15 protein-coding genes are annotated in these 12524 nt (G+C 65.5%); 8 read left to right on the plus strand and 7 right to left on the minus strand.

Going from position 1 to position 12524, the window contains the following annotated elements; translation table 11 throughout:
• Positions 1 to 50 precede the first annotated feature (50 nt).
• Genes FPB55_RS21470 through FPB55_RS21490 form a run of 5 tightly spaced genes read right to left on the minus strand, consistent with a single transcriptional unit; the run spans position 51 to position 3816 of the window.
• A complete protein-coding gene (locus tag FPB55_RS21470) occupies positions 51 to 1034 on the minus strand; it encodes a FecR family protein (RefSeq protein WP_115294723.1) in 984 nt (327 codons plus the stop codon).
• Complete coding sequence (locus FPB55_RS21475; protein ID WP_115294724.1) at positions 1031 to 1606, minus strand: sigma-70 family RNA polymerase sigma factor; 576 nt, start codon at positions 1604 to 1606, stop codon at positions 1031 to 1033. The genes FPB55_RS21470 and FPB55_RS21475 overlap by 4 nt, the downstream gene beginning before the upstream one ends.
• 4 nt (positions 1607 to 1610) lie before the next feature.
• The gene (locus FPB55_RS21480; RefSeq protein WP_115294725.1) at positions 1611 to 1937 is read right to left on the minus strand and encodes a DUF3325 domain-containing protein; all 327 of its coding nucleotides are present in this window, start codon (positions 1935 to 1937) and stop codon (positions 1611 to 1613) included.
• The gene (locus FPB55_RS21485) at positions 1937 to 3514 is read right to left on the minus strand and encodes a PepSY-associated TM helix domain-containing protein (RefSeq protein ID WP_125855335.1); all 1578 of its coding nucleotides are present in this window, start codon (positions 3512 to 3514) and stop codon (positions 1937 to 1939) included. The genes FPB55_RS21480 and FPB55_RS21485 overlap by 1 nt, the downstream gene beginning before the upstream one ends.
• Entirely contained in the window at positions 3511 to 3816 is a 306-nt protein-coding gene (locus FPB55_RS21490; protein ID WP_009685024.1) for a DUF3649 domain-containing protein, read from the minus strand. The genes FPB55_RS21485 and FPB55_RS21490 overlap by 4 nt, the downstream gene beginning before the upstream one ends.
• Positions 3817 to 4050: 234 nt before the next feature.
• Here FPB55_RS21490 and FPB55_RS21495 point away from each other — a divergent pair, with 234 nt between their 5' ends.
• Entirely contained in the window at positions 4051 to 4398 is a 348-nt protein-coding gene (locus FPB55_RS21495) for an HPF/RaiA family ribosome-associated protein (RefSeq protein ID WP_009685023.1), read from the plus strand.
• A 59-nt stretch (positions 4399 to 4457) separates the two neighbouring features.
• On the opposite strand, the gene FPB55_RS21500 is transcribed toward FPB55_RS21495, so the two are convergent.
• Both FPB55_RS21500 and FPB55_RS21505 read right to left on the minus strand, forming a co-directional pair.
• Positions 4458 to 4865: a response regulator gene (locus FPB55_RS21500; protein ID WP_009685022.1), complete on the minus strand. Its 408-nt coding sequence runs from the start codon at positions 4863 to 4865 to the stop codon at positions 4458 to 4460.
• Positions 4866 to 4887: 22 nt separating this feature from the next.
• Positions 4888 to 5058: a Flp family type IVb pilin gene (locus FPB55_RS21505; RefSeq protein ID WP_029885790.1), complete on the minus strand. Its 171-nt coding sequence runs from the start codon at positions 5056 to 5058 to the stop codon at positions 4888 to 4890.
• 294 nt (positions 5059 to 5352) lie between these two features.
• Between FPB55_RS21505 and cpaB the strand changes: the two genes are divergently transcribed.
• From cpaB to FPB55_RS21540, 7 genes are read left to right on the plus strand one after another with little or no spacing between them, the layout of a single operon-like run.
• Complete coding sequence (cpaB, locus tag FPB55_RS21510) at positions 5353 to 6306, plus strand: Flp pilus assembly protein CpaB (RefSeq protein WP_144189241.1); 954 nt, start codon at positions 5353 to 5355, stop codon at positions 6304 to 6306.
• Between the two features lie 18 nt (positions 6307 to 6324).
• Positions 6325 to 7599 carry a type II and III secretion system protein family protein gene (locus FPB55_RS21515; protein WP_047150122.1) on the plus strand — a complete coding sequence of 425 codons (1275 nt, stop codon included), beginning with the start codon at positions 6325 to 6327 and terminating at the stop codon, positions 7597 to 7599.
• The gene (locus FPB55_RS21520) at positions 7596 to 8786 is read left to right on the plus strand and encodes a pilus assembly protein (protein WP_115294728.1); all 1191 of its coding nucleotides are present in this window, start codon (positions 7596 to 7598) and stop codon (positions 8784 to 8786) included. The genes FPB55_RS21515 and FPB55_RS21520 overlap by 4 nt, the downstream gene beginning before the upstream one ends.
• Positions 8783 to 10039, plus strand: a complete 1257-nt coding sequence (locus tag FPB55_RS21525) for a CpaF family protein (protein ID WP_115294729.1) — start codon at positions 8783 to 8785, stop codon at positions 10037 to 10039. Before FPB55_RS21520 ends, FPB55_RS21525 begins: the two co-directional genes overlap by 4 nt.
• Positions 10036 to 10917 carry a type II secretion system F family protein gene (locus tag FPB55_RS21530; RefSeq protein WP_009685015.1) on the plus strand — a complete coding sequence of 294 codons (882 nt, stop codon included), beginning with the start codon at positions 10036 to 10038 and terminating at the stop codon, positions 10915 to 10917. The genes FPB55_RS21525 and FPB55_RS21530 overlap by 4 nt, the downstream gene beginning before the upstream one ends.
• A gap of 2 nt (positions 10918 to 10919) precedes the next feature.
• Positions 10920 to 11807: a type II secretion system F family protein gene (locus FPB55_RS21535; RefSeq protein ID WP_029885795.1), complete on the plus strand. Its 888-nt coding sequence runs from the start codon at positions 10920 to 10922 to the stop codon at positions 11805 to 11807.
• A 10-nt stretch (positions 11808 to 11817) separates the two neighbouring features.
• The gene (locus FPB55_RS21540) at positions 11818 to 12519 is read left to right on the plus strand and encodes a tetratricopeptide repeat protein (protein WP_144189243.1); all 702 of its coding nucleotides are present in this window, start codon (positions 11818 to 11820) and stop codon (positions 12517 to 12519) included.
• The last annotated feature ends 5 nt before the right edge of the window (positions 12520 to 12524 follow it).

Raw genomic sequence — 12524 nt, forward strand, 5'->3', positions numbered from 1 at the left:
GCGGGCAAACCCGCTTCCACGGCAGGCGCCAACGGCGGCCGATACAGGGGCTAGCGGATCAGCGTCAAACGGCCCAGCACGGTCTGCCGTGAAAAGCCCATCACCTTGCCCAGCGAATCCAGTGCCAGCAGCGGCTCGGCCAAGGGGAAACTGCCACTGACCTTACGCTGCCCGAGTTCCTCATCCAGCAACAGGATCCGCCCTGGGTAGTAGCGCCCCAGGTCCTCGACCACCTGCGCCAGCGGCACCTGGTAGTAATTCAGCCAGCCCTGGCGCCAGGCCAGGCGGTTGTCGCTGTCCACCGCCAGGGTTGCGCCGGCCCGGCCGGCGCCGTAGCTCACCTGCTGGTTGGCCGTCAGCTCCCTGGCCGCGGCCCCCGCGGCCGGGCTCACCGCCACCCGCCCGCTGCGCACCGTGACCTGCGTGCCGTCCCCCTGCTCACGCACCTCAAACTGGGTACCGAGTACCCGCACTTCACCGCCGTTGGCTTCGACCAGGAATGGCTCGCCGGTATGCGTGACCTGGAAGAACGCCGCGCCATGCAGCAAGCGCACGCGACGCTTGCCATGGGCAAAATCGACCGCAATTGCACTGCCCGCATCCAGGGTCACCTGCGAGTTGTCCTGCAGGGTAACCTGGCGAATCTGCCCGGCACTGCTGTAGTCGGCCTGCAGGTCCTGCAGCCAGTAGCCTGGGTGCCAGCCCCCGGCGACCCCAATGGCCAGCACCAGGCAGGCCGCCAGCCCGATTGCCGCCAGGCGCGCGCGGCCGGCGCGCCTGGCGGCCGGGCGAGCCATGGCGGCCAGGTAGGGCTGCAGGCTGGCATGCTCTTCGGCAGCCAGCCGCGACGCCGCCACACCACTGTTGCGCCACAGCGCCTGGGCCTGTTCGTACGCTGCGCGGTGCCCGGGCTCGGCCAGCAGCCAGCGCTTGAACGAGGCCCCCTGGGCCACTGCAGGTTGCTCGCTGATGCGACTGAGCCAACGCAACGCGGCCTGCGCCTGCGCCTCGGTGATCGGCGGTATAGGACTCATCGGCAGGCTCTCCCAGGCCGGCGCGGGGTGGACGCGGGCTCGGCAACACTCGCCTTGCACGCTTCCAGGGCGCGCATCATATGCTTTTCCACCGCGCTCTGGGACAGCTGCATGGCCTTGGCGATCTCGCCGTACTTGCAGCCGTGAATGCGGTTGAGCAGGAAGATCTGCCGGGTGCGCTCGGGCAAGGCGCGCAAGGCAGCCTCGATACGCTGCAGGTCGTGGTCCACTTCCACGGCCTGCTCCGGCGCATGCGTCATGCTCGCCTCGTCCACCGCCAGCGCGGCTTCGGCAATGCGTTCGCGGCTGCCCTCACTGCGCAGGTGGTCGATGGCCAGGTTGCCGGCACATCGCAGCAGGTAAGTATCCAGCGCCTCGACTTTCACCTCGGGGCGACGCCAGAAGCGCAGGAACAACTCCTGGACCAGGTCCGACGCCGTGGCGCGGCAGCCCACGCGCCGGCTGACCAGTGCCTCCATGCGTGCACGCTGGGCCTGGAACACCTGAACAAAACGCGCACGCCCGCCTGCGCTGTCGGCATCCGGCCCGAGGGTATCGCCCTGCTCGCTCATGCTGTCACACCGCCAAAAGGGCCAGCACCGGGCCCAGCAGCACACTGCCGGCAGCCAGGCCCAGCAACAGCCGCGGTTGGTACGGCAGGGCGAAGACCCACACGGTGACCGCCGCCATCATCACCGCCGCCCACTCCACCAGGCCATGGGCCCAGCCACGCAGGTGCACACTGAACGCCAGCGACAGCACCAGCAACGACCAGCCCGCCACGCGCAACAGGCGCAGTTGGCCGGGGTGCGGCTTGCGCCCGAGCAGGCCGGTAAAATGTTTTTCCATGGCCAGGCACAGGGCAACGAAGCCTGCGTAGGCGAGCAATGCGTTCCCCAGCATCAGCGTGCCTGCGCCGCTTCGGCGCGCGGCTTGTCTGCCACCCGCGGCGCGCGTTTGGCCAGCGGCGCGGGGCTGCGCAGCATCTTGCCGGCCAGCCAGGCCAGGAACAGCCCAGTACCCAGCGCGGTCAGGTCCAGGCCTGCCATGGCCCAGTCACCTGCCGCCAGCGAATGGTTCAGGCCACGGTCGGTGGTCAGCCCATTGAGCAGCGGCAGCAAGGCGAAGGCCAATGTGCCCAGCGCCAGCTGCTCGCCCCAGGCCCGGCGCCCACTGCGCAGTACGGCATGGGCCAGGGACAGGCCCCAGACGATGAAGAAGACATTCACCTCCCAATCGGCACGGCCGGCGGCAGCGGCCGGGATCAGCCGGTTGGCCCAGAAGAAGCCCGCCACTGCCAGCAGCAGGCCGCTCATGCTGGCGATATTGAGCACCTCGACCAGGCGCAGCTCGCCGGGCATGTGCGCGCGCTGGGCATGTTTGAGCTGGCGCTTGCCCAGCCACATCACCAGGCCTGTGCCAATCACCGCAGTACCGGCAATGCCAAAGCAGAAATACAACCAGCGCAGCCAGGGCACGGCAAAGTTGCCCATGTGCAGGCCGGCAAAGCTGAAGGACGTCATCATGGCCCCGCTCTCCGGCTTGCCCTGGCTCAGCAGCGTGCCGCTGGCGCCATCGAACGTCCAGTTGGCGCTACGCCGGTAGGCCACATGGTCGGCCGCCGATTGGGTGAAGGTGACACGGGCATTGCGGTCGCCCGGGTTCTGCACCTGGATGTTGCCAATGCGTGCCTCGGGTTGCAGCGCCTGCACCTTGGCATACAGGCTGGGCAGCGCGACCAGCGGCGTAGCCACCTGGGCCGCCTTGGGTGCATCGTTGCGCCCGAACAGGTCATTGAAGTACTTGCCGGTGTCGTTGCCATAGCTGGCCATGATCCCCGCCGGCATCACCATGTACATGAACAGCACCAGGCTGCTGTAGCTGATCATCAGGTGGAACGGCAGCACCAGCACACCGATCGCGTTGTGCCCATCCAGCCACGAGCGCTGGCCCTTGCCGGGGCGGAAGGTGAAGAACTCCTTGAAGAGCTTTTTATGGGTAATGATGCCGGTGACCAGCCCCAGCAGCATGATGAAGGCGCAGAAGGTCGACAGCCAGCGGCCATAGGGGTACGGCATCTGCAGCTGGAAGTGGAAGCGGTAGAAGAACTCGCCGCCGCGGCTGTCGCGTGCCTCTACCGGTTGCCCGGTCTGGGTATCGAGGGTCTTGCTGACAAAGCCGCGCGGCCCGCCGTTGGGGTCGCGATAGCCCACGCTCAAGCCCGCTTCGCGGGCGTTGGGCAAGCGGATGAACCAGGTGCCCGAATGCCCGGCATTGTCCTGCAGGTAACGCTGTGCCAGGGCCAGGCTATGGGCCGGGTCCAGTGCATGGCTGCGCACTTCGGGCTGCGACCACTGGCTGATCTCTTCCTTGAAATACGACAGCGTGCCGGTAAGGAAAATGGCGAACAACAGCCAGCCGAAGATCAGGCCGGTCCAGGTATGCAGCCAGGCCATGGCCTGGCGGAAGCCGTCTTTCATGAGGTTTTCACCCAGTAGGCAATGCCACTGATCACGCCCAGTACCAGGCTTGGCGCCAGCACGCCCAGCCACGCGCGCCAGGCACTGCGGCAGGCGAAGCACCAGATGAAGGCCAGCAGGTAGAAAACGAACGACAGCATCAGGCCGATCAGCGTGGCGTCTACCTTGGGCAACGGTGCCACCAGGGCGATGCAGACGCTGGCCGCAGACGCCAGCAAATAGCCGCCCAGCAGCGCAGCCAGGCTGCGTGAGGCCACGGCCAGGCGGTAGCTGAGCGGAAGGCCGGCGGTTTTGCGCGTCATGGCGAAGGTCCGGGCGTGTTCGGGGCTGCAATACTAATGATTTCAATTCTCATAAGCAAAGCTTCAACGACAAGCTGCCGGTGCGCGCAGATATGCAACAAGAAATTTATTTTCCGAAAGGGCTTGAATTCATCCGGCGGTTGCCTGACCTTAGAGTCAAGAGGCGCAGAATTTCCAACGGTCTCAAGGACCTGGCCGCGCCTCCATGCGAGCAAGCTGAATAAGGATTGAATCATGCAAATCCAGGTCAACAGCAGCAACCATTTCGAAGGCAACGCCCGGCTCGACCAGTGGGTCCGCAGTACACTGGAAAGCTCACTTGAACGTTACGAGGACGACCTCACCCGCATCGAGGTGCACCTGCGCGACGAAAATGGCGCCAAGCCCGGACCGCATGACAAACGCTGCCAGATGGAGGCTCGCCCCAAAGGCCACCAACCGATTTCCGTGACCCACACTGCCGCTTCGCTGGACCAGGCAGTGGATGGTGCCGCCACCAAGCTGAACCACGCGCTGGAGCACTTCTACGGCAAGCTGCGCAGCAAGCGCGGCGCCCTGGAGCTGAGTGACCCCGACGCCTGATCGCAACCACCGAAACGCCCGGCCAAGTGCCGGGCGTTTTCGTTCCTGCCCAGGTCAATTCAATTGACGACGCGCAAGCGCGACACGGGGAACAGGTTGTCCAGGGTTTCCAGCAAACGGGCCTGGTAGATCGGCTTGCGGAAGAAGTCCAGTACCTGCAATTGCAGCAATTCGCTGACGTCATCCAGGTCGGCCTGTGCCGACATGACGATCACCGGCAAATGCAGGCGGGCGGTATGCTCGCGCAAGCGCTTGATCAACCCGATGCCACTTTCGCCCGGCATGCGCACATCAGTGATCACCAGGGCTACGTCCGGGTGACAGGTCAGCTGGTGCAAGGCCGCCTTCACCGAGGTGGCGGTCAGGCAGGCGAAGCCTTCGTTTTCGAGCAGCTCCGCCAATTCCAGCAGAACGTCCTGCTCGTCATCCACCAGGAGGATCTGCTGACGCGCGCAAGCGTTCTGCATGCCGCTGGCTCCCTTTCAGGCCTCAAAGCGCATTTTTGATGGTCGTGAATGTTGTGTTCACGGCCGTGGAAATATCCCCGACGAAAGCCGCCAGCACCACTGCAACCATGGTTGCGATGACGGCGTATTCGATACCGGATGCACCGTCCTTGCGATGCAGGAAATTCATGCAGTGCAGAATGAACAGTTTCATGCTTCAGCTCCTTGCGGCATGGATGCCGGCGGCGGTGGTATCAAAATGACACCGATCTGCCATCAAAGAATTGCCAAGCCGGTGCGAACTGCAAATGTATTAAAGGGTTAATTAGAAAGTATTAGCCCGCCTAGGTTAACCACCCGCCACTCGCTAACTCTTTGTTTTCACGCGACCTGCTCGGCACCCTGAAAAAAACTCCCCGGGCTCATGGCAAATGGCGATGGCTGCGCTAACTTGCTATAGCGAAATAGTGACTTTTCGCCATCATCCAACGCGTGCAGGGAGGCCGAGATGAGCAGCCGCTTGACCCTATTCCTGGCCGCGTTTTTCTTGCTGGCGGCGCTGTTGGCAGGCTACTGGGGCGTGGTGCTCAGCCGCCCGCCGGTCGCCCCCATTGCCCCCGCGCCTACCGTTACACCGCCGAGCGTGGCCACAGCGCCAGCGCCCAGCGCGCCAGTGGAAGTGCCGCGCACGGCTGTGGTCGTGCTGCGCAAGTCCGTGCCAGCCAATACCCCACTCACTGAAGACGATGTGCTGGTTGAGCGCCTGCAGGTCGCCCCAGCCGGTGCTTATCAACAGGTCGCCCAGGTGATCGGCCGCAGCAGCGCCCGGCCCCTGGCGGCAGGCACCTGGCTGGAAGAAGCCAGCTTTCAGGCCGGCGGGCCGCTGGCACGGATGATCCGCGCGCACGAGCGGGCGGTGGCACTGGGCGTGGATGAAGTGGTCGGTGCCGCTGGCCAACTGCGCCCGGGTGACTACGTTGACGTGCTGCTGTTCCTGCGCGAAGAGCCCAACAACCCGCAAGCCTCGGCCCAGGTGGTACTGCCGGCCCTGCGTGTGCTGAGCGTCGGCGAGCAAACGGGGTTGGCCAACGATGGCCGCCCGGCGCAGAGCGCCGATGAGCAAAAGGCCCGCCGCGACCAGAGCGGCCTGGGCAACGGCGCAGGCACCCGCACGGTGGCAGTGGCCGTGCCCGAGGCCATGGCCAGCCGCTTGATGCTGGCCGCCCAGGCCGGCACCTTGCGCCTGGCGGTGCGCAGTGCCGATGAACAGCGCCTGGCGCGGTACTGGAGCGAGGCCGATGCGATACCGCAGGTGGAGGCCGCCAACCGCGCGCTCTACCGCTTCAGCCAGCTGGCCCAGGCGCCGGTGGCCAGTGTGGCGAGCCCGGCGCCCAGCCACGCCGCGCCCGCCATGCACATCATCCGTGGTGCCACGGCTGAAGCAAGCGCCAACAACCCCTGAATCGGCAAGGATGCAGTGATGCGAAGTTCCTTCTTCAGACAAGCATGTTGGACCGGGCTGCTGGCCGCGCTGTTGCCCCAGGCGCAGGCGGCACCCAAAGGCTGCGAAGCGTTCGGCCAACTGCCTGCGATCATCGAGATCGACCAGGGCCTGCAGCAGGAACTGCGCTTGCCGGTGGCGATCGAGCGGGTTGCGGTCGGCGAGCCGAAGGTGGCCGATGTCCAGGCCAGCGGTGAGCGCGGTGTGGTGATTACCGCGGTGGGCCAGGGTAATACCAGCCTGATGATGTGGACAGCCTGCACGCCGTCACCGCACAAGGCGATGGTGTTCGTCCGCGGGCGGGCCAGCGCCGATATGGCCCAGGACAGCTTCCTGCCGTCGCAGGACACGCAACTGCCCAGCCAGGTGCAAGCCGATATCCGGTTTGTCGAAGTGCGCCGCAGCAAATACAAGGAGGCAGGGGCACGGCTGTTTTTCAAGGGGTCGAACAATAGCCTGATTGGCTCGCCAGGTACGGTGCCAAATACCGTAGTGCGCCCTGATTATGTGCCTGGCGCTCAGACAGGTGAGAACCCTATCGCATATGCGGATGTGCGCCCCGGTATTCCACTCGACAATAGCGTCTTCAACATCGTCTGGGGCGGTGGCAGCAGCCGCTTCCTGGCCATGATCAATGCCTTGGAGAACAGCGGTTTCGCCTACACCCTGGCGCGCCCGAGCCTGACCGTGCTCAGTGGCCAAACAGCCAGCTTCCTGGCCGGTGGCGAAATTCCGATCCCGGTGCCCAGTGCCGGCAGTGACAACGTCTCGATCGAGTACAAGGAGTTCGGCGTGCGCCTGGCACTGACCCCGACGGTCATCAGCCAAGGCCGGATCACCCTCAAGGTTGCCCCCGAAGTCAGCGAGCTGGACTACAGCAACGTGGTGACCATCGCCGGTACTCAGGTCCCGGGGCTGACTGTACGGCGCACCGACACCAGCATCGCCCTGGCCGATGGCGAAAGCTTCATCATCAGCGGCCTGGTCAGCAACAACACCCGTTCAGCGGTAGACCGGCTACCCGGCCTGGGCAGCCTGCCGATACTGGGGGCGTTCTTCCGCAATTCGACCATGCGCCGCGACGAAACCGAACTGCTGATGATTGTCACCCCGCACCTGGTGCAACCCTTGGCGGTCAATGCAAAGCTGCCGCCCTTGCCGGGCGAGCACCTGCGCAACTACGACCCCAGCTGGGGCCGCCTGTTCTTCCTGGAGAACGGCAACTTCGATGGCAAGGGCGGGCTGTCGCAATGAACGAGAGCCTGAACCCGACCTTCCTCGCCATCACCCGCACCGAAGAGGACCTGCACTGGCTGCAGGGCGCCTTGGCACCGCAAGGCCAGGTGATCGGCGCCAACGGTGGCAGCCTCGACGAGCTGCTGGCCCTGGTCAATGCCACCTTCAGCAACCTGATGTTCATCGGCCTGGACCGCGAGCAACTGATCAACCAGTGCGCCTTGATCGAGGGCGTGCTGGAGGCCAAGCCAATGCTGGCGATCGTCGCCCTCGGCGATGGCCTGGATAACCAGCTGGTGCTGCATGCCATGCGCGCTGGCGCCCGCGACTTCGTCGCCTATGGCTCGCGCGCCAGCGAAGTGGCCGGGCTGGTGCGGCGCCTGGGCAAACGCATGCCGGCGGTGGCCAGCAACCCCAGCCTGGGCGGGCTGACGGTGCTGTTCGGGGTGCAAAGCGGTGCCGACGGCGCATTGCTCACTACCCACCTTGCCCGTGTGGTGCAGCAGAGCGGCCAGCAAACCCTGCTGCTGGACCTGGGACTGCCGCGTGGCGACAGCCTGGCACTGCTGGGCCTGGAGGCATCGTTCTACTTCGGTGACGCCCTGCGCCACCTGCGCCGCCTCGACACCACACTGATCGACAGCGCATTTACCCGCGACAACACAGGCCTGCGCCTGCTGACCTATGCCGAAACCGACGAGCCACTGCAACACACCAGCGCAGCCGAGTTGTACATGCTGCTCAGCGCCCTGCGCCAGCACTTCCAGCACATCGTCGTCAACCTCGCCGGGCATGCCGACAGCGAGGCCCTGCGCACGTTGGTCAGCCACTGCGACAAACTGATCATCTACACCGACCAGAACATTCTCGAGTGCCGGCGTAACCTGGAGGTGCTCGACCTGTGGCGTGATCACGGCATCAAGCTGGAACACGCCAGCCTGTTGGTGGACCGCTACCTGAGCAACGTGGCCCCCGACGCCGACACCCTGGCCAAACGCTACGCGCTGCCTTTGCTCAGGGCCCTGCCCTATAGCCCTGAAGTGCGCCTGAACGTGAAAAACCAGGGCCTGAGCCTGTTCGAACTGGCCCCCCGTGAGCAGCTTACGCAAACCTTGCGCAGCCTGGGCGAACGCCTGGCCCGGCGCTCGGAAAACCTCGCACCGCCGGCCGTCACCTGGCTGCGCCGGCTTTGGGGCAGCAAATGAACAACGATCAACCGTTTGGTGGCCCGCAACCGGCCGCGGGCGACCCCTACGCGCTCAAGCGCGCACTGCACCGCTTTGCCATCGATGCCATTGAGGACAGCGGCCGCAACCTGCTGGAGGGCGCACGGCCGGCGCTGACCCAGTTCGTGCTGGAGCAGGTTGGTGACTACGTTGCGCGCCTGCGCCTGGCGCTGTCGCGGTATGAAATGGAGCGGCTGGCCGAAGAGCTGGTGGACGAGTTGACCGGCTTCGGCCCGCTGGAAGTATTGCTGCGTGACCCCAGCGTCACCGAAATTCTGGTCAATGGCCCCCATCGGGTGTTCGTCGAGCGGGCCGGCCTGTTGCAGCAGACCGACCTGCGGTTCATCGACGCCCACCATGTAGAGCGGGTGATGCAACGCATCCTCGCCCCGCTCGGGCGACGCCTGGACGAGTCCTCGCCCATGGTCGACGCCCGCATGCCCGACGGCAGCCGGGTCAATGCGATCATTCCGCCCGTGGCGCTGGACGGCCCGTGCCTGTCGATCCGCAAATTCCGCCAGGACATGCTCAAGAGTGCCGACCTGCTGGCCACCCGCGCTATCGACCAGCCTATCTTCGACTTTTTCGAACGCGCCGTGGGCAAGCGCTGCAACATTCTGGTGAGCGGCGGCACCGGCACCGGCAAGACCACCCTGCTGAACATCCTCAGCCAGATGATCGCCCCTCGCGAGCGCCTGGTCACCATCGAAGACGTTGCCGAACTGCAACTGCACCACCCCCACGTGGTGCGCCTGGAAACCCGCCCGCCCAATGCCGAAGGGCACGGCGAGATCAAGGCCAGCGAGCTGATCCGCAACGCCCTGCGCATGCGCCCGGACCGCATTATCCTCGGCGAAATCCGCGGCAGCGAAGTGCTCGATGTGCTGACCGCAATGAACACAGGCCATGATGGCTCGATGAGTACCGTGCACGCCAACAGCGCAGCGGACGCACTCTTGCGCCTGGAGACACTGGTCGGCCTGAGTGGCCGGCAAATTGCCGAAAAGACCTTGCGGCAAATGGTCTGTGCAGCGCTGGATGTGGTGATCCAGCTGACCCGCCTGCCCGATGGCCGACGCTGCGTCAGCGAAGTGCTGGAGGTGGTTGGCGTGCGCGATGAGGTGTATGTCACCAACACCTTGTTCCGCCTGGACCGCCGGGGCGGTGACAGCTTCCTGCGCGAGGCGCTTCACCCGGCCGGCAGCAAGCTCAAGGCAGAGGGCCTGCTGTGACCGGCCCGCTGCTACTGGCGCTGTGCCCGCTGTTGCTGGGCCTGGCCCTGCTGCTGTTGCGCCGCGGCCTGTACAAGCGGCACGAAGAGCGCATCCTGCAACGCCTTGGGCGCGCGTTCAGCATTGTGCGCAATGGTACGGCACGGCGCAGCTGGCTCGACCCGCTGCTGCAACGCGCCGGCTTGACGACTGTCGAGCTGCACCCCCAGCGCTGGCTGCTGGCCTGGCTGGGGCTGGCGCTGTTGGCGCTGGTCGCGCTTGGCTGGGTCGCTGCGCTGATGCTGCTGACCGGTCTGCCGGCCATTGCCTACCTGCTCATCAGCTGGCAGAGCCGTCGGCACATGCGGCACGTGGTCGAGCAACTGCCCGGCCTGCTGGACTACAGCGTGCGCAGCCTCAAGGCCGGGCGCACGCTCAATGATGCGGTACTGGGCGCTATCGACAGCAGCCGCGAGCCACTGCGCACTACGCTGGCGAGGGTCCGGCGCAATGTGCAACTGGGCGTGCCGCTGGAGGACGCCATGACCGAACTGGCCGAGTTGCACCAGCAAGACGAATTGCGGCTGTTCGCCCTGGGCTTGCGCATCAACCAGCGCCATGGCGGCAACGCCAGTGAACTGATGGAGAACCTCATCAAGCTGATCCGCGAGCGCGAGCAAGGGGCACGCCAGCTCAAGGCCATGACCGGCGAAACGCGCATCACGGCCATCATTCTCGGGGCGTTGCCACTGGCGATGGTCGGTTACTTCCTGCTGGCCAACCCCCACTACCTGCTGGCCATGTGGCGTGACAGCAGCGGCCAACTGATGCTGTTGCTGGCCTTCGCCTTGCAGGTACTCGGCTGCCTGGTGTTGTGGCGCATGATGAGGAGCTTGTGAACATGGCCATGCTGATCTGCGCCCTGTGCCTGCTGATCGCCGCCGGCCTGTTTGCCCAGCAGGCCATTCGCCAATGGCGGGCCCGGGTGCTGGTGGCGCGAAGGCTACAGGGGCGCCTGGCCCGTGCCGAGCGCCTGGAGGGCTGGCTGCACTGGCTGGGCAGTAGCCCCTGGGGGCAGCGGCTGCAGAAGTTCGACGGTGAAAGCCAGGCCCTGCTCGAGCGCATCGGCTGGCGTCGCAGCCGCCAGCGCGCGCTGTTCGCCGCCGTGCAACTGGGCCTGCCACTGCTGGCGGTGGTACTGACGCTGCTATTGCAGCAAGGCTTCAAAGGCGCTGCCGCCGCCCATTGGGTGGTCTGGCCATTGTGTGCCTTGGGCGCCGCTTACCTGCTGCCCAAGCGCCTGCTGGCCCTGGCTGCCGCCCGGCGCCAGCAGCGCATTGCCGCAGAGGTTGGCCTGATGATCCCCATGCTGCGAATCCTGTTCGAAACCGGGCTGACGGTCGAGCAGGCACTGCGCCTGCTGAGCCAGGAAGGGCGAACGCTGATCCCGAACATCAGCGAAGAACTGCGCCAGGTACTGCAGCGGGTGGATTCGGGGCTGGGGCTGGGCCCGGAACTGGACAAGGCCGCACAGGTACTGGCGGTGGACGAATTCACCGACACCTGCGTGATCCTGCGCCAGTTGCTGGCCCAAGGCAGCGGCGCAATGAAGTCGTTGCTGGCCCTCAAAGCCTTGCTCGATGACCGCCGCCTGACCCGCCTGCAAGAACGGGTGTCGATGATGTCGGCAAAAATGTCGGCGGTAATGATGGTATTCCTGTTCCCGGCCCTGCTGATCGTGCTTGCCGGGCCAGGCTTCTCTGCATTGGCGCGGGCGTTGAGCCCCTGAGGAAAGCGGGATGAAGACAGTCGTATTGTGCGCATGCCTGGTGTTGCTGAGTGGCTGCGCCGGGCAACAGCCGCAGGGCCTGCGCTCGTTGTTCACTGCCGCCGGTTGCAGCAAGCCGGACGCCGACCAGCAACTGGCCCTGAACCTGGCGGACGAGATGCTCAATGACGGCCGCCCGCATGCCAGCCTTGCGCACCTGCAGCAACTGCCGGACACCCTCGACCAGGTGCGCCTGCGCAAGGCCAAAGTGTCCCGGCTGCTTGGCCTTGGCGAGGCCGAACCCTTGTACCGCAGCCTGCTGGGCGGCTGCCTGGCTGCCGAAGGCGAGCATGGCCTGGGCCAACTGGCCGCGGTACGTGGCGACGACATCCAGGCCTTGCAGAACCTGCAGCGTGCTGTACGCCTGGCGCCTACCGATGAACGCGTACGCAATGACCTGGGCGTGGTCCTGATGAACCTGGGGCGCTATGAGCAGGCTCGCTTCGAGTTGCTGACGGCCATCGAGCTGAAAGACGACAACCCCTTGCCTGCGATCAACCTGGTGACCTTGGCGCTGCTCCAGGATAACTGGCAGCAGGCGACCGACCTGGTCGGCCGCTTGCAGCTTGAGCCCCGGCAGTTTGCCGCGGCCAAGGCGCGGGCCGGGCAGATCAAGGCCGGTGGCCGAGGCCCGGTCGCCTCGGCCCAGGCATCGCAGCCGATGGTCAATTGAAACTG

The organism is Pseudomonas sp. BJP69, assembly GCF_007633355.1.
Taxonomy (GTDB): Bacteria; Pseudomonadota; Gammaproteobacteria; order Pseudomonadales; family Pseudomonadaceae; genus Aquipseudomonas; species Aquipseudomonas juntendi.